The 23,137-nt window shown below is 33.0% G+C and carries 21 protein-coding genes; 15 read left to right on the top strand and 6 right to left on the bottom strand.

The annotated features are described in order from the left end of the window. Positions 1-135: 135 nt before the first annotated feature. Together BJG89_RS11525 and BJG89_RS11520 are read left to right on the top strand one after the other, a co-directional pair. Positions 136-975, top strand: coding sequence for an aldo/keto reductase (locus BJG89_RS11525; RefSeq protein WP_096810729.1), 840 nt, complete (start codon positions 136-138; stop codon positions 973-975). Between the two features lie 518 nt (positions 976-1,493). Beyond that, positions 1,494-2,585: a glycosyltransferase family 2 protein gene (locus tag BJG89_RS11520; protein WP_096810728.1), complete on the top strand. Its 1,092-nt coding sequence runs from the start codon at positions 1,494-1,496 to the stop codon at positions 2,583-2,585. Positions 2,586-2,643: 58 nt separating this feature from the next. On the opposite strand, the gene BJG89_RS11515 is transcribed toward BJG89_RS11520, so the two are convergent. The 5 genes from BJG89_RS11515 to queC all read right to left on the bottom strand — a co-directional run bounded on the left by BJG89_RS11515 (position 2,644) and on the right by queC (position 5,605). Beyond that, positions 2,644-2,898: a GlsB/YeaQ/YmgE family stress response membrane protein gene (locus BJG89_RS11515; protein WP_096810727.1), complete on the bottom strand. Its 255-nt coding sequence runs from the start codon at positions 2,896-2,898 to the stop codon at positions 2,644-2,646. Positions 2,899-2,959: 61 nt separating this feature from the next. After that, positions 2,960-3,553 carry a hypothetical protein gene (locus tag BJG89_RS11510; protein WP_096810726.1) on the bottom strand — a complete coding sequence of 198 codons (594 nt, stop codon included), beginning with the start codon at positions 3,551-3,553 and terminating at the stop codon, positions 2,960-2,962. Positions 3,554-3,797: 244 nt separating this feature from the next. Continuing rightward, on the bottom strand, positions 3,798-4,514 hold the full coding sequence (queE, locus tag BJG89_RS11505) for a 7-carboxy-7-deazaguanine synthase QueE (RefSeq protein ID WP_096810725.1): 717 nt from the start codon (positions 4,512-4,514) through the stop codon (positions 3,798-3,800). Further along, complete coding sequence (queD, locus tag BJG89_RS11500; protein ID WP_096810724.1) at positions 4,507-4,932, bottom strand: 6-carboxytetrahydropterin synthase QueD; 426 nt, start codon at positions 4,930-4,932, stop codon at positions 4,507-4,509. Before queD ends, queE begins: the two co-directional genes overlap by 8 nt. Position 4,933: 1 nt before the next feature. Further along, positions 4,934-5,605 carry a 7-cyano-7-deazaguanine synthase QueC gene (gene queC / locus BJG89_RS11495; RefSeq protein ID WP_096810723.1) on the bottom strand — a complete coding sequence of 224 codons (672 nt, stop codon included), beginning with the start codon at positions 5,603-5,605 and terminating at the stop codon, positions 4,934-4,936. A 246-nt stretch (positions 5,606-5,851) separates the two neighbouring features. Here queC and BJG89_RS11490 point away from each other — a divergent pair, with 246 nt between their 5' ends. The 7 genes from BJG89_RS11490 to ltaS all read left to right on the top strand — a co-directional run bounded on the left by BJG89_RS11490 (position 5,852) and on the right by ltaS (position 13,197). Further along, positions 5,852-6,445, top strand: coding sequence for an anthranilate synthase component II (locus BJG89_RS11490; protein WP_096810722.1), 594 nt, complete (start codon positions 5,852-5,854; stop codon positions 6,443-6,445). Next, the gene (locus tag BJG89_RS11485) at positions 6,429-7,517 is read left to right on the top strand and encodes a chorismate-binding protein (protein ID WP_096810721.1); all 1,089 of its coding nucleotides are present in this window, start codon (positions 6,429-6,431) and stop codon (positions 7,515-7,517) included. Before BJG89_RS11490 ends, BJG89_RS11485 begins: the two co-directional genes overlap by 17 nt. Before the next feature lie 50 nt (positions 7,518-7,567). Further along, complete coding sequence (locus BJG89_RS11480; RefSeq protein ID WP_096810720.1) at positions 7,568-8,176, top strand: aminotransferase class IV; 609 nt, start codon at positions 7,568-7,570, stop codon at positions 8,174-8,176. Positions 8,177-8,425: 249 nt separating this feature from the next. Continuing rightward, positions 8,426-8,605 (top strand): hypothetical protein, encoded by a 180-nt coding sequence (locus BJG89_RS11475; RefSeq protein ID WP_157772557.1) that lies wholly within the window; start codon positions 8,426-8,428, stop codon positions 8,603-8,605. Then, positions 8,602-9,309 carry a 5-oxoprolinase subunit B family protein gene (locus tag BJG89_RS11470; protein WP_096810718.1) on the top strand — a complete coding sequence of 236 codons (708 nt, stop codon included), beginning with the start codon at positions 8,602-8,604 and terminating at the stop codon, positions 9,307-9,309. The genes BJG89_RS11475 and BJG89_RS11470 overlap by 4 nt, the downstream gene beginning before the upstream one ends. Further along, a complete protein-coding gene (locus BJG89_RS11465; protein WP_096810717.1) occupies positions 9,297-10,301 on the top strand; it encodes a 5-oxoprolinase subunit C family protein in 1,005 nt (334 codons plus the stop codon). Before BJG89_RS11470 ends, BJG89_RS11465 begins: the two co-directional genes overlap by 13 nt. 955 nt (positions 10,302-11,256) lie before the next feature. Then, the gene (gene ltaS / locus BJG89_RS11460; protein WP_096810716.1) at positions 11,257-13,197 is read left to right on the top strand and encodes a polyglycerol-phosphate lipoteichoic acid synthase LtaS; all 1,941 of its coding nucleotides are present in this window, start codon (positions 11,257-11,259) and stop codon (positions 13,195-13,197) included. Positions 13,198-13,659: 462 nt separating this feature from the next. Here the strand turns inward: ltaS and BJG89_RS11455 are convergent, their stop codons facing one another. Then, entirely contained in the window at positions 13,660-14,478 is an 819-nt protein-coding gene (locus tag BJG89_RS11455; protein WP_096810715.1) for a ZIP family metal transporter, read from the bottom strand. Positions 14,479-14,590: 112 nt separating this feature from the next. On the opposite strand from BJG89_RS11455, the gene BJG89_RS11450 reads away from it, so the two are divergent. The 6 genes from BJG89_RS11450 (at position 14,591) to BJG89_RS11425 (ending at position 23,053) form a co-directional block, all read left to right on the top strand. Further along, entirely contained in the window at positions 14,591-16,471 is a 1,881-nt protein-coding gene (locus tag BJG89_RS11450) for an ABC-F family ATP-binding cassette domain-containing protein (RefSeq protein WP_096810714.1), read from the top strand. Between the two features lie 13 nt (positions 16,472-16,484). Then, a complete protein-coding gene (recQ, locus tag BJG89_RS11445) occupies positions 16,485-18,263 on the top strand; it encodes a DNA helicase RecQ (RefSeq protein ID WP_096810713.1) in 1,779 nt (592 codons plus the stop codon). Between the two features lie 290 nt (positions 18,264-18,553). Beyond that, positions 18,554-19,516 carry an ABC transporter ATP-binding protein gene (locus BJG89_RS11440; protein ID WP_096810712.1) on the top strand — a complete coding sequence of 321 codons (963 nt, stop codon included), beginning with the start codon at positions 18,554-18,556 and terminating at the stop codon, positions 19,514-19,516. Beyond that, a complete protein-coding gene (locus tag BJG89_RS11435) occupies positions 19,513-21,027 on the top strand; it encodes an ABC transporter permease/substrate-binding protein (protein ID WP_096810711.1) in 1,515 nt (504 codons plus the stop codon). Before BJG89_RS11440 ends, BJG89_RS11435 begins: the two co-directional genes overlap by 4 nt. Positions 21,028-21,220: 193 nt before the next feature. Next, positions 21,221-22,276: a histidinol-phosphate transaminase gene (gene hisC, locus BJG89_RS11430; protein ID WP_096810710.1), complete on the top strand. Its 1,056-nt coding sequence runs from the start codon at positions 21,221-21,223 to the stop codon at positions 22,274-22,276. Positions 22,277-22,504: 228 nt separating this feature from the next. Then, positions 22,505-23,053 (top strand): 5' nucleotidase, NT5C type, encoded by a 549-nt coding sequence (locus tag BJG89_RS11425; protein WP_096810709.1) that lies wholly within the window; start codon positions 22,505-22,507, stop codon positions 23,051-23,053. Positions 23,054-23,137 lie beyond the last annotated feature (84 nt).

Raw genomic sequence — 23,137 nt, 5'->3', positions numbered from 1 at the left:
GGATAATGAAATCTTTAAAGCATCATAGATTTCTATCCCGCTTTTTTATATCTAAAATTTAGAAAGTATACATTTATTAATTTAAATATTAAAATAATAATGATACTTAAATTAATAAAGAGAGGGATTGTTTCTATGTTAGCCGATACATATTATTTAAATAATGGTTATCCAATGCCGAAAGTTGGTTTGGGTGTTTATAAAATCACTGAAGAAGAAATGGAAAAAGCGGTCAATGCTGCATTAGAATCAGGTTATCGTGCGTTTGATACAGCCTACTTTTATAAAAATGAAATAGCATTAGGAAATGCTTTAAAAAAAGCAGATATACCTCGTTCTGATTTATTCATTACATCTAAAATCTGGAATGATTACCAAGGATATGATAAAACAATAGAGTTTTTCACTAAATCAATAGAAAATTTAGGCACGGATTATTTAGATTTATTCTTAATACATTGGCCATGTGAAGCAGATAATTTGTTTATAGAAACCTATAAAGCAATGGAAAAACTATATAAAGAAGGACGTATTCGTGCAATTGGTGTTTGTAATTTTAAACAACATCATTTAGAGACATTAATGGCTGAAACTGAAATCACACCAGCTGTAAACCAAATCGAGGTACACCCTTACTTTAGCCAACACGAGTTGCAAGCTTATTGTGACGATAACGATATTGCTGTAACAGCTTGGATGCCATTAATGAGAAATCAAGGATTGTTGGATCATCGAGTGATAACTGACATCGCAAATCGATACGGTAAGACACCTGCACAAGTTGTTTTACGTTGGCATTTAGCACATAATCGCTTGATAATTCCTAAATCAAAAACACCAGAACGTATTAAGGAAAATTATGATATTTTTGATTTCACTTTAGAATTAAGGGATATTGCTGAGATAGATAATTTAAATCGAAATGACCGTCAAGGTAAAGACCCAGATAAGGTACGTATTGGTGACTTAAAATAATACCTTCATGCAGTATCACTTTGGGCGGATAGGCCACTTATTACAGGTTATAAGCGTCTCATTACAGTAATTAAATATAGCTATATCTATTCATATTAAATATGTTGAAAACTTATTATATTCTTGTTAAAGGACAGGGGAGAAAATCAATTTAGTAACTTTTGATTTCTTTCCTGTTTTTTAGATTAAAGTTATAAAGGGTTTTATTTTCAATCGTTTGCAATAGTTGATAAACTTAATGGACAAAGTTACAACTTTTTACAAAAAATATATAGAACAATATTTAAGTTTAATGATTTATTACTGTATTAAGAAAATTTGTAATTCAAACAGTGACAATTCCTAATTATAAAAGCAGTTTAGTTAACAACAATTTGCAATATTTGTTAAACAATTAAGTTTCATTAATGAATATTAAGGTAATATAAAGATTGCGTAAATCTAAATAATAAGAATGGCAAAATAACTGTGAATATTGATAAAGTGAAATTGAAGTCATTGAAATGAAGGTGTTTAATATGGATATAAGAATAATAGTGCCATGTTATAATGAAGGTGAAGTAATATTAAAAACGTATGACAGATTAACAGAAATCTTAACGGAAGACAGTCTCAACCGTCAGTATAACTACGAATTATTATTTATAGATGACGGTAGCCACGATAAAACAATCAATTATATTCAAGAAATGGCGACACATGACAATCATGTGAAATATATTTCATTCAGTAGAAATTTTGGTAAGGAATCCGCAATGATTGCTGGTTTTCAACACAGTGTCAATTGTGATGCTGTAGTGATGATTGACGCTGATTTACAACACCCCCCTGAGTTGATCCCCCAAATGGTTGACAGTTATTTAGATGGTTACGATCAAGTTGTGGCTAAACGTGATAGAACAGGTGAAAAACATTCAAGAAAATGGCTAACTAAAGTGTATTACAAAGTGATTAATCATCTTGTTGAAGACATAAAATTAGAAGACGGCATTGGTGATTTTAGGTTGCTCAGCCAACGTGCAATTCATTCATTGACAGAGTTAAATGAATACAATCGTTTTTCAAAAGGATTGTTCGAATGGATTGGTTATAACACTAAGGTATTCACTTATGAAAATGTTGAAAGAGAAGACGGAAAATCGAAATGGTCATTTGGTAAATTATTGAATTATGGTATTGATGGTCTCATTTCATTTAACAATAAACCATTACGTGCCATGATTTATTTAGGGCTTGTTGTTTTCTTTGTGAGCTTACTCTATATTGTCTTTAGTTTTGGAAGCATTATGATTAATGGTGTTAAAACACCAGGTTACTTTTCAACGATTGCAGCGATTTTATTACTCGGCGGTATCCAACTCATTTCAATAGGTATTGTTGGAGAGTATATTGGTAGAATTTATTATGAAGTCAAACAACGTCCAAAATATATTGTGCAAGTTTCTAATTTGGATCCTAAAAATAAAACAAAGCAATCTGAATCTAAATTGCAAATGTCAGATTATACAATTAAAGATAACCAAAATAATGTGAACAGCGCAGCATCTTTATATACACCGTCGCGTAAAGCAACTTCTGATAAAGATAAACCACTTGTAAAACACAGATAAAAATAACCTCAGATTAAGCTTGGTTTCGCTTAATCTGGGGTTATTTAAATATGATATATTATTTTTTGCGCAATTTACCTAATATAAATGATAAGAGCGCTACAAGGATAATCGTTCCGATAAGCGCAGGGAATATCGCAATGCCACCTAAGTGCCAACCCCAATCGCCTAAAATCCAAGAACCCAGTGCAGAGCCTACAACACCAGCAATGATATTACCGATAATGCCACCGGGGATATCTTTACCTAAGATGCCACCAGCAATCCAACCGATTAAACCACCGACGATTAACATAAGGATAAATCCAAACATGATATACCTCCTCTATAATTTATTTAACTATTATTACATACCACAAAATATAATTTGTTAATCATTTTTGTGAAAAAAATATATTCTGCCATAATAAAAAAAGTATAAATAACAAATGTACAATAATAAAGGCATACCAATACGGTGTTAATAAAGTCATGATAGTAAAAGATAATATAATACATATTTGTCCAATCGTGATAGGCCGGCGAATACGATTTAATACTTTAATTTGTTCTTTTTCATGTGTTTGGAAAGTACTATAGAACAACAAAGTTGCGCCTATAATAAAAATGGCCGGTGCTAAATATGGAATAGACATATAGTAAGAATCGTTACTTGTATCGTATGAAAGGATTAAAGATGTACTCATGATAATTGATAAAATGAAACCAATCAATTTTTGATCAGTAATCACATATACTTTGATCTTTTTATTTAAATACAATTGTAGCATTGTCCAAATAATCAATTGAACACAAGTATAAAATGTTATGTAATCATATTTGCCCACAATAACTAAATTGATCATAGCATTTATAGTTATTGCTAAAAGTATAGAGCTGAACTTAAGTTGTTTGAAATTCTGACGATATAAATCAATACCTAGAATGATTAATACCGTAGCTATATTTATGATTATATTTATTAGCATGTTGCTCTCCTAACCTAGATACTTCACTGCAACATTATATCAAGTAAGTTTAATTTAATCATTTAATAACAGTTGATATTTTATAATTTATGAAATAAAAACGAGTCAACCTGTAAAAGGTTATTAATTTAAATCATTATACATATACAGTGACTATTGTTCCTAAGTCTATTGATTCAAATGAAAAAACGGTTCATTGTATAGACAAAAGGCATTATACAATGAACCGGTTATTCGACACAATTTAAACACCTTTTTTGTTACTCCAGAGTAAAGTGTGTAATTGAGGCAATACATATACATTATTCATATCATTACTTACCATTACTCGATCTACAAGCGTTTCGTATAATGATAGTAATTTTTCTGTATGTGCTTCGACATACTCGCCATCTAAGTAGGGGTTACCAACTTGTAGATAAAAAGGGATATCGGGATACCGGTGATGAATCATTTTAGCAAACTCATAATCATCATCATCAAAAATAACAACTTTTAGGTTTAGTGTTTCTGGGACACATTTTGCAATAACGTCATCTAAGATAGGTAAGTTTGGCTTCATCATTGAACTAGGTGGTTTAGGGCTAATCGTTAAATCATCAATTTGTGTCATCCATGGTTGGAATTTACTACCTTGTGTTTCTAAGGCGCTTTGTATACCTTTTTCTTCAAACAAATCCACTAAGCCCTGAATTCCTCTGATTAAAGCAGGGTTGCCACCAGAAATGGTCACGTGATTAAACGACTCACCAGCAAGGTCATATAATGCCGCATAAATTTCTTCAGCATTCATCATACGTATATCTTCTTTTGCACTGCCATCCCATGTAAAACTAGAATCACACCAGCTACATCGGTAATCGCATCCAGCTGTACGTACAAACATCGTCTTACGACCAATGACGCGACCTTCGCCCTGAATGGTTGGGCCAAAAATTTCAAGAACAGGAATTTTACTCATGATTTAACTCCTTTGGTCTAAATATGACATAACTCGTTGGTGTTTCTCTTACATAAACTTGTAAGCATTGTGGTTGATTGGCTCTTTCGTTTAAAGAGGTTTGCACCATTTCGTAAATGGTTTGCGCAACTATTTCTGTGGAAGGGCTTTTATCTTTAAATTGTGGTAATTCATTTAATAAATGGTGATCAAATTGATCATGCACTAACTTTTTCAATTCACTAAAATTCACTAAGAAACCATTATGATCTAAGACGTCCCCACCAATAGTTAAATTTACAAAGTAAGTATGGCCGTGAGTACGCATACATTTTCCAGCGTCATCACTCGGAATATAGTGCGCGGCTGAAAAATTAAAATCTTTATTAAGTTCAAACTGGTAGTTATGGTTAATGCTAGGGTAATGTTGTTGGAACATATTATTTCGCTCCTTTTTCTTCTAAATAAGCGTTTAATCCTCGGGCACGTAGTTTACACGCAGGACACTCGCCACAGCCTTCGCCGACAATACCGTTATAACAAGTTAAAGTTTGATATCTAATATAGTCGAGTACACCCAGCTCATCACTCAATGCCCATGTTTGTTTCTTATCAAGCCACATAAGTGGTGTATGGATGACAAAATCTTTATCCATAGAGAGCGAAAGTGTGACGTTCATTGATTTAATAAAACTATCACGACAATCAGGATAGCCAGAAAAGTCAGTTTCACAAACGCCAGTAATAATATGTTTTGCATTAGTTTGGTATGCCAAAGCCCCAGCAAAAGATAAAAATAATAGGTTACGTGCTGGTACAAAAGTATTTGGTACGCCATCTTCTCCTTCTTCGATATCCATATCATGTTGTGTTAATGCGTTCGGAGTGAGTTGAGATAATAGTGACATATCGAGTACATGGTGTTCAACTTGTTGTTCCTTAGCAATTTGTTTAGCAACTTGGATTTCTGTATCATGTCGTTGACCATATTCGAAAGTGACCAAAGCGACTTCTTCAAAATGTGCTTTAGCCCAAAATAAACATGTCGTACTATCTTGACCGCCGCTAAATACGACGATGGCTTTATTATTGTTTAATGTGCGTTGCGTCATTCTAATTTACACTCCTTAAAATATACTAGCTTTCATATAAATGTTATGACGCCATAAAAAAACGTCTATCTCTATAAAAAAGATAGACGTCGTTCCGGTGTCTAGTTTTTTATAGAGGGTGTCAGCTAGAAACCTCTGTTTCATTTATACCGTGACTAGAATAATACATTTAAGCTGTAAAATCAAGTTAGGATTTGGGATAATGAACATAATAAATGTTTATATAAATACTATTGAGGTGATTTAATGCTACTTGTAATCGATAATAAAGATTCATTCACATATAATATTGTAGATTATCTTAAACAATGCTATGCAAGAGAAGTGTTTGTTATTGATGTTGATGAAGTTGTTATAGATGAGATTTTCGGTATGAAACCAGAAGCGATTGTCATATCGCCAGGGCCAGGCAAGCCAATAGATTATCCTATACTGAACAAAGTGATAGACCGATTTGCCAAACATGTCCCGATTTTAGGTGTTTGTTTAGGATTTCAACTCATAGTTACACATTTCGGCGGTGACATTATAAAAAACAAAAAACCAATTCACGGTCATACAACTTTCATTACGCATAAAGGTACAGACATTTTTAAAGACTTACCTACGACGTTTTCGGTCATGCGTTATCATTCCTTAATGGCTAACATACATACATTTCCTTCAATACTACGCGCTACAGCTATCAATGATGAAGGTGTTATTATGGCATGTGCACATCAAGATGATGCTGTTTACGGTGTGCAATATCATCCTGAATCAATTTTAAGTGAGTACGGTATAGAACAAATTAAATTATTTATTGAAATTGTGGAGGCATATCATGCAAATAAAGTTTAATTATCGTTATTACATAGATGAAGAACAAAATGAAACATATCAATTGCAACTCACAAAATATTTGCGTAAAAAAATTGCATACCACATTGAAGAGGTAGGAGAAGTTGTACGTTTTGCTGAGACACATCAAAATAATGGCGATTATGTCGCTTTATATTTGCCTTATGAAGCAGCTACTTACTTCAACAGTCAAATGGCAACTATCGAATCAGAATCTTCATTTATATATGCAGCCGCTTATGTATTTAAACAAGCAAAAAATGAAGGGAAAAAGGTGTGTAATGGATATCAAAAGAAACATCATTTTACCTTCCAATATGCACATGAACAAATGATTAAACACATCAAATGGGTACAACATGCTATAACTGAAGGCAATACATATCAAGTCAATTATACGACAAGGCTAAAAGACGATATACGAGGGCCAATCTCTGAATTGTACCATGTATTGCAAAGAGACAACCATGGTTATTATTCTGCATTAATCGACACAGATGACGTGCAAATTGCATCATTGTCTCCAGAGCTTTTCTTTCAATACGGACCTTTTAAAAAACAATCTAACACCATTTTAAGCAAACCTATGAAAGGTACAATTGCTAGGGGTAAAACAGAATTAGAAGATCGAGATAATTTAAATCAGTTAATATGTTCCACGAAAGACAGAGCTGAAAATGTAATGATTGTTGATTTATTACGCAATGATATTAGTAGAATTGCTAATACTGGAACGGTGAAAGTCTACAAACCATTTCATATTGAAACATACCAGACAGTCTATCAAATGACCTCCATGGTAACTGGCCAGTTGGGACGCCATTTGTCTTTAGAAAGTATATTAAAAGCAATATTCCCATGCGGTTCTATTACTGGTGCGCCGAAACTCAACACAATGACCTATATTAAACAATTAGAACAAACATCTAGAAATGGCTACTGTGGCACAATTGGTTTGTTGTTACCTAGTGGGAAATCTATATTTAATGTACCAATTCGTACAATACAATATATAAACGGAGAAGCAGTATATGGTGTGGGAGCAGGTATTACAATAGATTCCAATCCTTAAGCAGAAGTACAAGAATTTAAAGATAAGACTAAAATATTGGAGAGATTATAATGCAATTATTTGAAACGTTGAAATTAGAAGCAGGAGATTTTTTAAGGTTATCTTATCATCATGACAGAATGAAGCGGTCTGCAGAACACTTTCACATTACATTTCAAGATGAAAGATGGCATGCAATCATTAGAGAAATTAAAGCGTTGTGCTCGAATGACACCTATAGAGTAAAAATATTACTTAATCCAAATGGCGTATTTGATTACGAGTTAGCAAGTTTACCACCAAAAGATAGCTTTACAGCTAAACTTGTTCAGTTACAGCCTATTCAAGATAACCGTATACTCACAAATAAAACAACAAACAGGGCACATTTAATGCACAATCATGAGACAGATCTCATATTATTATATGATAAAGAAGGTAAAATATTAGAATTTGATATAGGTAATATTATGATTAAAGAGAGAAATGAATTGTATACGCCTGTTTTTGATAACGATTTTTTAAAAGGTTGCAAAAGGCAAGCACTTATAGATGAAGGTAGATTAATTGAAAAAAATTATGATATACAAGAATTTAGAGAAAAATTAAGCCGCCATCAAATAAAGGTTTTTCTAATAAATAGTTTGAGAGAGGTTGCCGATGTTGAAATAAATCTATAGAATATAGAAAGTATAAGAAATATATATTTTTCCATTCTAATGATTGTAGTTAAGGTGTTGAAAAAGCAGTTTACTATAACTCCGCTATCAACATTTAATAAATAAAATGAAATGACGTATTCTAAAATTATAATTAAAACAATATAAATGAAGTAAGACAAATCTTAAAAAATTTAATGTCGGCGAGTGAGGCAAAATAATGATAGTGCTATGGTTTTTATTAATTATTATTCTAAGTGTGCTTACTAAATGGCACGCGAATTATTTAATGAAACAGCAAAAATATTATATTACAAAATTAATAGTCACTATATCATGCGCGATTCAGTTGATATTTATTTACGCTTTAGTCAAAGAAATAATAAGATATTTAACGCAGATATTGAATGTATTTTATCGATAGAAACAATAGATGAGGTGAATTTATGAAGATATACAGTCAAGGTGATCAAGCCATTGTGGTTTCTATAGAAAAAGAGGTTTCTAAGGATTTAACTGAAGACCTACTAGCATTAAAAACATATCTTGTTAATAAAAACTATCCATTTATTACAGAAATTGTACCGACAGAGTCTGATATGATGATTTGCTATGATGCGCGAGATATGATTAAACATCACAACATAAAATCACCATTTCTATACATGAAAGCATTGTTGCAATCTGTAAAGTTAGAAATTAAACATGTAGAAAAAACGGCGGACCCAATACAAATACCTGTAGTATACGGGAGTGATTTTGGGCCTGATTTAGCATCTTTATTAAAATATTATGAAATGGATTTTGATAAATTTGTAAAATTGCATACAGCTCCAAACTACTTTGTGTCAATGATGGGATATTCTCCTGGTTTTCCCTATTTAACTGGTATGGATAAACGTTTATTTGTAAATCATACAGGGGGCAAAAAAGTCTTTATCCCGGCAGGATCAGTAATCATTGAAGGAAAAAAAACAGGCATTACTACAATTGATACGTATGGAGATTGGCTAGTCATCGGTTATACTCCAGTTGAATTATTTAACCCGCATCAATCAGATTTCACTACTCTAAAATTAGGTGATAATGTACAGTTTAACGCAATTACTGAGGAAGCACTGGATTTAGGAGGCTTTGAACCATGTCAATCATAATAGAAAGTGAAGGATTATTCTCTAGTTTCCAAGATTTTGGTCGTAAAGGCTATGAACATAACGGCGTGATTCCTGGAGGTGCTCTAGATCCACTCTCACACGAAATTGCTAATCGTTTAGTAGCTAATGATAAAAATGAAGCTACTTTGGAAATGACAAACAGAATGGCTAGTATTCGTTTTACTGAGTCAACTTTAATTGCACTAAGCGGTGGGAATTTTAAAGCTAAAACAGAACAATTAAAAGTTTTACCAAATAAACTTTATTTAATGGAAAAAGGAGACGTGCTTGAATTTACAGAAACTACACGTACTTCAAGAGTTTATTTAGCTGTAGGTGGGGGCTTCGAGTTAGACGAGTGGTTAGGGTCTTCATCTACAGACTTTATGTCTAAAATAGGAGGATTTCATGGTCGTAGATTAGAAAAAGGCGATGAAATCAACATGAAACGTAACTATACAGAACGTCATTATAAACTTTTTGAAAATCTTGAACATACGCACCAAACGAATTGGGGTATAGACGGTTATGCGCTTTCTTTTAACTATATGTCAGATGTGTTCCATGTCATTAAAAATAAAGGTACAGAAGATTTTGATCAAGATGCATTAAATCGATTCACTTATGGAGAATATAAAGTAACAAGTAAAGCGAATAGAGTAGGGATGTATGTAGAGGGACAGCCTGTTAAAGCATTTTATGAAGACATGCCGGCGCATCAATCTGTTCAAATCGGAACAATCCAAGTGAAAAGAGATGGCACCCCAATCATTTTATTAAACGATCACTACACACTAGGGAGTTACCCCCAAATTGGAACTGTTGCAAGTTATCATTTAACAAAATTAGGGCAGAAACATCCCGGAACTAAATTGAAATTCCAATTTATAGATATCGAAACTGCAGAAAAAAATCTAATAAAATATACGAATTGGTTAAACCAACTATTTCATGGAATTGAGTATAGAATGCAACTAGAGATGTTAAAATAGTTAACGTAGTGTCTTTATAGAATATAGTTGCGCACGAATGCAATACTACAATCACATTTTAACTCACATCAAAATTGAAATTAAAATCATATTACGATAGCTGATACTAATGAGACAAGTCTAAATCAAATTTTATAGAATGGTTTTGCTGTGGTATTTGAGCAACCATAACTAGAAAAAAGAATATAAGCGCTAGGGCTCACATATAAGTTTTGCTTTAAAAGTCTTATATAAATACATTAGCACTTCATTGCTTGAGAGCCAATACCAAAAATTGCCTGGGATATTGCTTATGTTCCAGGCTTTTTATTTAAAGTGTAACTAGCGTTTTATACGTATACTCATGTTAAATGGTTGTTTAACTCAATAGGTATAATCCCTCTTTGATTTAAATAGGTCCATAGTCTGATTAATTCGTCGCATGAAACACGTATAATTATATAGGAAATTTAATTTTTTACTTTAATTTAATCTTGTTTTCATACGCGTTTAACAATGCCTTCATAAAAGGTTTTGATAGGGGTTTTTTATGAAAAAAAGTGTGTTTTTACTTGATATTACTTAAGAATTGCTTTATATTTATTAATTGAACTATAATCGTTTTATTACAAAAATATTACATGGTAAAGTAGTAGTAAAAGCGATGTAAATAACAATCATAATTCTGAACAATAACGTAATTTACAATAAAACACCTATAATTCACAAATTTTTAGAAAATATTTTTAATTAATAGAATTAATTGATCATTGATGAAACAAGTACTCATAAGTGAGATTTGGTTGAATTTAGCTATATAAATTGTAAACCATATTTTTATAAATTTTAACTTTCGCAAATAACGATAAAAGTATAGTTAGAAGATGTTAACTACGAACTAACAATGATTACAAATATATTTTATTGGACTAGGTACTAGGACCAACTTTTATTAATTTATATCGGGGGAACAAACATGAGTCTACACAAAAAGAAATTAACTCTTTTTGCGTTTTTTATCATAACTGTCTTAACAGTTACTGCTAAAACGTATTTTTCATACTATGTTGATTTTTCTTTAGGTGTTAAAGGGTTAGTTCAAAACTTAATCTTATTAATGAATCCATATAGTTTAATCGCTTTAGTATTGAGTATTTTCTTATTTTTCAAAGGTAAGAAAGCCTTTTGGTTTATATTTATAGGTGGTTTTCTTTTAACTTTCCTATTATACGCAAATGTAGTGTATTTTAGATTTTTCTCTGATTTCTTAACATTTAGTACATTAAACCAAGTAGGGAATGTTGAATCAATGGGAGGCGCTGTTTCTGCTTCATTTAAATGGTATGACTTTGCTTACTTTATTGATACAATCATTTATTTATTTATATTAATTTTCAAACAAAAATGGTTAGATAAACGGGTGTTTAGTAAAAAGTTTGTCCCGGTAATCATGGCAGCATCTGTTGCATTGTTCTTCCTGAACCTTGCTTTTGCAGAATCAGATCGTCCAGAATTATTAACACGTACATTTGACCATAAATACTTAGTAAAATACTTAGGCCCTTATAATTTCACAGTTTATGATGGTGTGAAAACAATTCAAAATAATCAACAAAAAGCGTTGGCCAATGAAGATGATTTAACTAAAGTATTGAATTACACAAAACAAAAAAGAACCGAGCCAAACAAAGAATATTTTGGCGCGGCTAAAAAGAAAAATGTGATTAAAATACATTTAGAAAGTTTCCAAACGTTCTTAATTAATAAAAAAGTAAATGGAGAAGAAGTAACGCCATTCTTGAATAAACTTTCAACTGGTAATGAAGGATATAGATATTATCCAAACTTCTTCCATCAAACAGGACAAGGTAAAACTTCTGACTCAGAGTTCACGATGGATAATAGTTTATATGGACTGCCTCAAGGTTCAGCATTCTCACTTAAAGGTGATAATACGTACCAAGCATTGCCAGCTATTTTACATCAACAACAAGGTTATACATCAAGCGTAATGCACGGAGATTATAAAACGTTCTGGAATCGTGACCAAGTATACAGACATTTTGGTATCGATAAATTTTATGATGCGACCTATTATGACATGTCTGAAGAAAATCTTGAAAATTTAGGTCTAAAAGATAAAGAGTTCTTTAAAGAGTCAGCGAATTACCTAGCGAAAGAAAAAGAACCTTTCTATAGCCATTTAATCACATTAACGAACCACTATCCATTTACGTTATCGCCAGAAGACGCGTCAATTGATAAGCCAAATACTGGAGATTCAACTGTAGATGGTTATGTACAAACGGCTAGATATTTAGATGAATCATTAGAAGAGTTTGTCAATGAATTGAAAGAGAAAGGCATCTATGATGATTCTGTTATTATGATTTATGGTGACCATTATGGTATTTCAGAAAACCATAACAAAGCAATGGAAAAATTATTAGGTGAAGAGATTACACCAGCTAAGTTCACTGATTTAAACCGCACAGGCTTCTGGTTGAAAATACCTGGTAAAGAAGGCACTGTAGATAAGACATATGCTGGGCAAGCAGATGTTATGCCTACATTGCTCCATTTGATGGGTATTGACACTAAAAACTATTTAATGATGGGAACGGACTTATTATCAAAAGATCATAATGATACAGTACCATTTAGAAATGGTGATTTTGTTACCAAAGACTATAAATATGTAAATGGTAGAATATACGATAATAAGAATAACGAACCGGTTACTGAAAAACCAAGCGATTTTGATGCACGAAAACAACAAGCTGAAAAAGACTTGGAAATGAGTGACGACGTGATTAACGGTGATTTATTGAGATTTTATGATAATCCCGATTTCGATAAAGTCAAACCATCCCAATATAAATACGAACCAGGACCAAAAGGACAAGAGAAAAAATAGTTAAATGATAAGCCCTCATTCCATTTAAATAATGGATGGGGGCTTAATATTTTATCTGGCATTTTCCTCAGGTTGACTGAAACGTGTGTTTACATAACTATCTTACAAACAAAGATGAGCCGGAGACATAAGGTGCAATGTCTCCGGCTCATTTGTATTATTGGGGCAAGTGGACTGGTCTGAAAATGCGCTTATAAAAATGAATCATTCATGCGATTCACTTAATCTAAACGTTTATCCTAGTCGTTCTTGCCAAAGAGGACAATGAAACCTATTTAGAAAGTGTCATTTCTGTCTAGTTCTTCTTTCTTTGATGTTGAAAGCAGGTGATTAAACCTAGAATGATATTTATTGCATACGTTAATAAATTAATTATCAATATCATAGCAGGCTAACAAAGCGTGTAATAAAACCCTCTAATTGAGCCCGGTTCTTTTGTTCAAGTATTGTCATAATACTCCTTTATCCAAGTGCAACATCTAAAATCATCATAATTGTAAAGCCTAACATTAAGCTTAATGTAGCTAAATCAGTGTTATTACTAGCTTGAGAATCTGGGATAAGCTCTTCTACAACAACAAATATCATAGCACCAGCTGCAAAAGCAAGTGCATATGGTAACATTGGCGTAATGAATAGAACGGCTGCAGCACCTATAGTAGCGAATATCGGTTCAACAATAGCAGAAGCCTGTCCATAGTTGAAAGCTTTCCATCTTGAAGCGCCAGCTGCTCTAATAGGCATAGAGAGTGCAGCACCTTCCGGAATGTTTTGAATACCGATACCGATAGCTAAACCAAGTGCACCTAACAACGTTGCTTGCCCATTACCAGCTACTACGCCTCCAAAAGCTACACCAATAGAGAGACCTTCTGGTATATTATGTAACGTTATTGCTAATACGAGCAAAGTATTCTTATTGAGTTTTTTAGTTCCTACACCTTCTTGGTATTGGTTCGTATCTTGGGTGTTTGGGTGTATGTGTGGAATAACTAAATCTAAAGCGCGAATGAAAAAACCGCCCAATAAAAAACCGATAGCTGCTGGTGCCCATGCAAAAGTTGAACCTGCACCATAATTGATGGCGGGTTGTAGTAGAGACCAGAAACTTGCAGCAATCATAATGCCTGCAGCAAAACCTTGCATTGAATTAAGTATTTTATCGTTAACTCTTTTGAAAATAAAAACAGCTGCAGCACCTAATGCAGTAAGTAACCAAGTGATGATACCTGCAATTAATGCTTGGATAAAAGGAGGTAAATCTTGGAAAAAATCCGACATAAGCTACGCTCCCTTGTATCATTTGAGTTCAAAAAGGTGTATAATATATAGAACTGAAATTAAGTTTAACAGAATTCATTATAATTTTCGATATTAAAAAGGATGTTGGACGATGGAAGCCTACAAAATTGAACATTTACATAAATCATATGCCGATAAAATCATTTTTGATGATTTACATCTGTCTATTTCTGAAGGTGAGAAAATAGGACTCGTGGGCATAAATGGTACAGGAAAGAGTACGTTATTGAAAGTCATCGCGGGTTTGGATGAAGATTTCGAAGCAGAAATCTCACACCCTAATGCTTACCGCATACGTTATTCATCTCAAAAGCAAGAATTTCAAGATGATTTAACCGTTTTTGAAGCAGTATTAACTTCTGAAACTAAGACGTTTCAAGTGATACGTGCTTATGAAGCTGCCGTAGTACGCTATAGTGAGACACAGAGTGAAACAGATTTCCAAAAAATGATGCAAGCACAGGAAGCGATGGATAATTATCAAGCTTGGGATTATAGTGCTGAAATCAAAACGATTCTATCAAAATTAGGCATCAATGACACAGCTAAAAAAGTGAAAGCATTATCAGGTGGACAACAAAAACGTGTCGGGCTTGCGAAGACACTTATAGAACAACCTGACTTATTATTATTAGATGAGCCTACAAACCATTTAGATTTTGAGTCAATTAATTGGTTAATTAATTATGTAAAACAATACCCTCACACTGTATTGTTTGTTACACATGATCGTTTTTTCTTAAATGAAGTATCATCCCGCATTATTGAATTAGATCGTGGTAAATTAACAACATACCCTGGTAATTATGAGGATTACATTGCGCAACGTGCTGAAAATGAAGTCATTGAACAAAAACAACAAGCTAAACAACGTGCTTTATATAAACAAGAATTAGCATGGATGCGTGCAGGTGTAAAGGCACGTTCTACCAAACAGCAAGCACGAAAAAATCGTTTTAAAGATTTAGAGGAAGACGTCAAAAATCAACACCAACAAGATAAAGCTTCCTTAAATCTCGCATATTCAAGATTAGGAAAACAGGTATTCGAACTTGAAGATATATCAAAATGTATAGGCAATAAAACGTTATTTGAACATATCACCGAAATTATTAAAAATGGACAACAAATTGGTATTGTCGGTCCCAATGGTGCAGGTAAAACGACATTGCTGAATATTTTAAACGGTGATGACCAATCATTTGAAGGGGTATTAAAAGTTGGTCAAACTGTCAAAATTGCTTATTTTAAACAAACCGAAGAGCGCATGGATAGAGATATTAGAATGATTGATTACTTAAGAGAAGAGAGTGAAGTGGCTAAAGAAAAAGATGGCACGGCAGTTTCTGTTACACAACTATTAGAGCGTTTCCTATTTCCAAGTACTACACATGGAAAGAAAGTGTATAAACTATCTGGTGGAGAACAAAAGAGGTTATATTTATTAAAATTACTCGTACATCAACCGAATGTTTTATTATTAGATGAACCAACTAATGATTTAGATACTGAAACTTTAACGATTTTAGAAGATTATATTGCTACTTTTGGTGGCACTGTAATCACCGTGAGCCACGACAGATACTTTTTAAATAAAGTTGCTCAAGAATTTTGGTATATCCATGATGGAAAGATGGATCGTATCATAGGCAGTTTTGAAGATTATGAAGCGTACCAAAAAGATTTAGAAAAACAACAAGCGCAAGAAAAACAACAAACGAAAGCCAAATCAACGCATGAAAAGAAACAGAAAAAAGGTTTATCTTATAAAGAGAAAAAGGAATATGAAACAATTATAGAACGTATTGAAACAACTGAGCATAGATTAGAAGCAATTGAGCAAGAAATGGTAGAAGCAAGTTCTGATTATGCTAAAGTAAAAGAATTAAATGAAGAACAACAAAGACTCAATGCTTTATACGAAGCAGATATAACAAGATGGAGCGAACTTGAAGAACTAAAAGAACAATGAGGGATTTTATAACATGGAAGCAACGTTATCACATTATTTTGGCTATGACACCTTTCGTCCAGGTCAAAAAGAAATAATAACTAAAGTAATGGATCATCATAATGTACTTGGCGTTTTACCAACTGGTGGGGGAAAATCAATTTGTTATCAAGTACCAGGATTAATGTTAGGCGGCACAACAATCGTAATCAGCCCTTTAATCTCGTTGATGAAAGACCAAGTTGATCAATTAAAGGCCATGGGTATTAACGCAGCATATTTAAATAGTAGTTTGACGCAAAAGCAACAAAAACAAATTGAAGCGCAATTAAAAAATGGAGAAATCCAATTCCTATATGTCGCACCGGAACGCTTCGACAATGCTTACTTTATGCGTTTGTTACAGCAGTTAGAAATATACCTGGTCGCATTTGATGAAGCACACTGTATTTCAAAATGGGGCCATGATTTTAGACCAAGTTACCAAGAAGTCATTCACAAAGTTTTTACTTTACCACAAGATTTTACAATTGTAGCGCTGACAGCAACAGCCACGATTGAAGTGCAAAAAGATATTATGGATCGCTTGAATATCGACAAACAAGATGAAATTAAAACAAGCACGAAACGCCGTAATTTAGTGTTTCAAGTTAATCCTACATATCAACGACAAAAATTTGTTTTAGAATACGTTGCAGATCATAGTAAAGAAGCAGGTATTATTTATTGTTCAACACGAAAACAAGTGGAAGAATTGCACGAAGCGCTTGAGAATCATAAGGTTAATAGCACTATTTATCACGCCGGTTTATCAAATAAAGAACGCGAAGCGGCACAAAATGATTTTGTATACGACCGTGTTCGCGTGGTCGTGGCGACTAATGCTTTTGGTATGGGGATTGACAAATCCAACGTGCGTTTTGTTATTCATTATAATATGCCTGGGGATTTAGAATCGTATTATCAAGAAGCAGGCCGTGCAGGTCGTGACGGTCTAAAAAGTGATTGTATTCTTTTATTCAGTGACAGAGATATCGGTTTGCACCAGTACTTTATTTCATCATCGAAGGCAGACGATGACTATAAAGAAAAAATGGGTGAAAAATTGAGTAAAATGCTTCTCTATACAAAGACTAAAAAATGTTTAGAAGCAACATTGGTTCATTATTTTGAGCCAAATGAAAAACTTGAAGAATGTGGGCAATGTAGTAACTGCGTTAGGGAAAATAAAACGTACGATATGACTAATGAGGCTAAGATGATTGTGAGTTGTATTGCGCGTATGAAGCAACAAGAAAGTTATAGTGTTATCATACAAGTCTTAAGAGGTGAAGATTCTGATTACATTCGCTACTGTGATTACAATCAATTGTCAACGCATGGTATTATGAAAAACTATACAACGTCAGAACTCAGCCATCTTATTGACGAATTACGATTTAAAGGGTTTTTAAATGAACATGATGAAATATTAATTTGTGATGTTTCTGTTAAAGAATTATTGAATAATGAGGTTGCGATTTTCACGACGCCGTTTAAACGTAAATCAAAAGAAAAAGTAAATATTAATACAGTTGAAGGTGTTGACCGTGCGTTATTTGATGAATTGATTGATGTTCGTAAACAATTAAGTGAAAAATTAGACATTCCACCTGTGAGTATATTTTCAGATTTTACTTTAGAAGAGTTTGCAAAAAGAAAACCAGAATCCAAACAAGAAATGATATTGATTGATGGCGTTGGAAGTTATAAATTAAAACACTATTGCCCCATATTTTTAGATACCATCCAATCATATAAAGCTCAAATCTAATTGAGCAGATAATTGTTTTTCGAATATATAAACGTATATACTTACTTTTAATGATATTAAAATTTATTATTTTGGAATTATTGAAAAAGCGAAGTTAATTTGACAACTATAGGTATACTATGCGAATACAAATGCAATAGTTATATTGGTTAGTTGAGAATTAACTTCTTTTTTTATACTAGATTATAGAAATAATAAGATTAACTTGTTAGCAAATAGGTTATGTGATTAATATATGTATTTATTTTAAAGAGATAGTGAAGTGCTATGAATAGAGTGAGGGTGACAAAGTGATAGAATTTAAAAACGTAGTAAAACGTTATGGGGATAAAACAGCTGTAGATAATCTCAGTTTTAATATAGACGAGGGTGAATTTTTTGTTTTAATTGGTCCTTCAGGTTGTGGAAAAACGACCACGCTAAAAATGATCAATCGCTTAATTTCATTAACAGAAGGGTATATTTATTTCAAAGATAAACCGATAAGTGATTACCCTGTTTATGAAATGCGCTGGGACATAGGTTATGTGTTACAACAAATCGCATTGTTCCCCCATTTAACCATCAAAGAAAATATTGCACAAGTACCGCAAATGAAAAAATGGAAAGAAGCAGATATTGATAAACGTATAGATGAATTAATGGATATGGTCGGATTAGAACCAGAAGTATACAAAGATAGAAAACCGGATGAGTTGTCAGGAGGCCAACAACAACGTGTTGGTGTAGTGCGTGCTTTAGCGGCTGATCCTCCAGTTATTTTAATGGATGAACCGTATAGTGCCCTAGACCCAATCAGTAGAGAGAAGCTGCAAGATGACTTAATTGAATTACAACAAAAAATTAAAAAAACAATTGTTTTCGTAACGCATGATATACAAGAAGCCATGAAACTGGGTGACAGAATTTGTTTGTTAGACAAAGGACATGTCGAACAAATAGATACTCCAGAAAATATGGTTAACCATCCTAAAAGTGATTTTGTAAAACAGTTTATTGGGGATAAAGTGCCAAAAATAGAAAAAGATATCAAATTATCAGAACTTATCGGTGATTTAACGATTAGTGAATCAGAGGCAACACAAGGGTATCCAATTGTTAGTAGTAATCAATCAGTTAAAAATATTTATAGTGATTTGGCAAACCATGAAGCTATTATTATTGACGATGAAGCGACTGCTACACAACATGTGCTTAAACGAGAAGATATGTTCCAATATCTGTCGAAACGTACGGGGGGTAGTGATAAATGAATGAATTGATCAATACGCTTTTAGACCGTAAGGGACAATTATTAACTACGATATTAGAACATATACAGATATCTTTTATCGCGCTACTTATCGCTGCAGTAATTGGTGTTCCACTTGGTATTTTGCTAACAAAAACAGATAAGATCTCTGAAATTGTGATGAATATTGCAGCAGTATTGCAAACAATACCATCATTAGCATTATTAGGGTTGATGATACCATTGTTTGGCATTGGGAAGGTTCCCGCAGTCATTGCATTAGTTGTTTATGCATTATTGCCGATATTAAGAAATACATATACAGGCATTAGTGAGGTAGATAGCTCACTAATAGAAGCTGCAAAAGGTATCGGTATGAAACCAGGGCGAAGACTAACGAAAGTAGAATTACCATTAGCGACCCCAGTAATTATGGCAGGTATTAGAACGGCTATGGTGCTTATAATAGGAACTGCTACGTTGGCAGCTTTAATAGGTGCTGGGGGTTTAGGTGATTTAATTCTTTTAGGTATTGATAGAAATGATACATCACTTATAATCATTGGTGCTATTCCTGCCGCTTTATTAGCGATCCTATTTGATTTAGTTCTGCGTTATATGCAAAAAATTTCTTACAAAAAATTACTTATTTCTCTCGGTTCAATGGTCGTCATATTGCTATTAGTTATTGTTGGACCAATGCTTGCACAAAAAGGTGATAAGATTACATTAGCGGGTAAACTTGGTTCAGAACCATCCGTAATTACAAATATGTATAAGATTTTAATTGAAGATGAAACAGATAACACAGTTGAAGTTAAAGATGGTATGGGGAAAACCACATTCCTTTTCAACGCATTGAAATCTGATGATATCGATGGTTATCTAGAATTTACAGGAACTGTGCTTGGAGAATTAACGAAAGAAGATTTAAAATCTAAGCAAGAAGATAAAGTATATAATCAAGCTAAATCGAGTTTAGAAGATAAATATGATATAACAATGTTGAAGCCAATGAAATACAATAATACTTATTCATTAGCGGTAAAAAAAGATTTTGCAGAAAAACATGACCTCAAAACAATAGGTGATTTGAATAAAGTGAGCGATCAGATTAAACCTGGTTTTACGTTAGAGTTTAACGACCGTAGTGATGGCTATCCAGCAGTTAAAAAAGCATATGATTTAAATGTTGGTAAAGCGAAGACAATGGAACCAAAATTAAGATATCAAGCAGTTGAAAGCGGCGATATTAATTTAATAGACGCATATTCAACTGATGCTGAGTTAAAGCAATATGATATGGTTATACTAGAGGATGATAAAAAAGTATTCCCTCCATATCAAGGCGCTCCAATGTTTAAAACGTCGTATTTAGAATCTCATCCTGAAATAAAAGCACCACTGAATAAACTGGAAGATAAAATTTCTGATGAAGATATGCAACAAATGAATTATGAAGTTACAGTAAAAAAACAAGACCCATATCAGGTAGCGAAAAATTATCTAGAAAAACATGATTTAGTGGATTAACTCATAGATATATACAAGTTCAATGAAACCTTTATTAGCTAGAAAATAAGCGGGTTCATTTGAACTTGTATTTATTTTTGGTGTACAACTCTGGTTTTATAAATAAAGGCGCATTGATTTTCAATAGGCATAAGGTTTATAATAGTTACTAAGTTTTGAAATTTCTGTAAATTTAAGGAGGCCCGAACTAACAATGAAAAAACAAATTGAGCAATTATCAGCATACCAACCAGGCTTATCACCTAGAGCATTAAAAGAACAATACGGGATTGAAGGTGAGTTGTATAAATTAGCCTCTAACGAAAACTTGTATGGACCATCTCCAAAAGTAAAAGAAGCAATTAAAAATCATTTAGATGAATTGCAATTTTACCCTGAAACGGGTTCTCCGTTAATTAAAGAAGCAATAAGTAAGCATTTAAACGTTGATCCTGCACGTATTTTATTTGGCGCAGGGCTAGATGAAGTTATATTGATGATTTCGCGTGCTGTGCTAACAGCAGGGGATAAAATCGTCACAAGTGAGATGACTTTTGGCCAATATTATCATAATGCAATTGTAGAATCGGCAGACGTTGTGCAAGTACCTTTAAAAGAAGGCGGATTTGATTTAGAAGGTATCTTATCCGAAGTTGACGATAATACCAAATTAGTATGGCTATGTAATCCGAACAACCCTACTGGTACATATTTTACACATAATGAATTAAAAAGTTTCTTAGAACGTGTGCCAAGTCATATTCCAGTAATTATTGATGAGGCTTATGTCGAATTCGTAACGGCTGAAGATTTTCCTAATTCATTAGCATTACAAGAAGCATTCTCGAATGCCTTCTTACTTAGAACTTTCTCTAAAGCATATGGCTTAGCAGGTATGCGTATCGGTTATGTTGTTGCTGCCCAAGAAGCTATTGAGAAATGGAATATCATTCGTCCACCATTTAACGTAGGGCGTCTATCAGAACATGCTGCACTAGCAGCATTGGCAGACCAAGATTATTTAACTTCTATTCGTGAAAAAAATGCACGAGAAAGAACTAAATTTTTTAATTTAGTGAAAAGTGATCGATTAAACCCAAGTCAAACGAATTTCATTTTTGTGCATACATCTAAGCCACACGAATTATATGAAGCATTATTAAAAGTAGGATGTATTACAAGAGAATTTCCTAACGGTGTTAGAATTACAATAGGATTCCCAGAACAAAATGATAAAATGATTGAAGTTTTAAATAACTTTAATCTATAAAACTTTAAATATAAAAATAAAACGCTCAACGAACTCAAATATATTAACGCCATAGTATAGATATATAATTGCTGTAAGATTATATGAGAAAGCTATATATAAATTTGGTTTAGTTGAGCGTTTTTTGCTATACTGTTAGTGATTCATAGCGCAATAATGTGATAGGATACAAGATTAGCACATTAGAATAATTGAGGAATGAGATTTTAAAAGGGAGTAGAGTATTAGATGACAAGAAAATCAATTGCTATTGATATGGATGAAGTGCTTGCTGATACAGTAGGCGCACTTATTGAAGATGTAAATAAACGTACAGATTTGGGAATTACGTATGACATGTTAGATGGCAAGAAATTAAGACACGCAATGCCAGAACATGATGGCTTACTACATGAAATTTTACGCGAGCCAGGTTTTTTCAAAAAATTAAAAGTAATGGCACATTCGCAAAAAGTAGTTAAAAAACTTACTGAACATTACGATGTATTTATTGCTACTGCTGCGATGGATGTCCCGACTTCATTTCATGACAAGTATGCATGGTTAAGAGAATATTTTCCGTTTTTAGACCCACAGCATTTTGTATTTTGCGGTCGCAAAGATATCGTTAATGCAGATTATTTAATCGATGACAATCCGCGCCAACTCGCGATATTTACTGGTAAATCAATCATGTACACAGCTTCACATAACGTGAATGATGACAGGTTTACACGGGTGAATAATTGGTATGATGTGGAGCAATATTTCTTAGGCGATAGTGAATATAACATTTAAGATAGACAAGATAAAAAGTAGTTATAAATCATTATCTAGAAATAGAAGTTTTTTATAACCAGTCAAATAGATATCAGTTAAACA

The organism is Staphylococcus nepalensis (assembly GCF_002442935.1).
Taxonomy (GTDB): Bacteria; Bacillota; Bacilli; order Staphylococcales; family Staphylococcaceae; genus Staphylococcus; species Staphylococcus nepalensis.
This window is presented reverse-complemented; position numbering and strand designations above follow the sequence as displayed.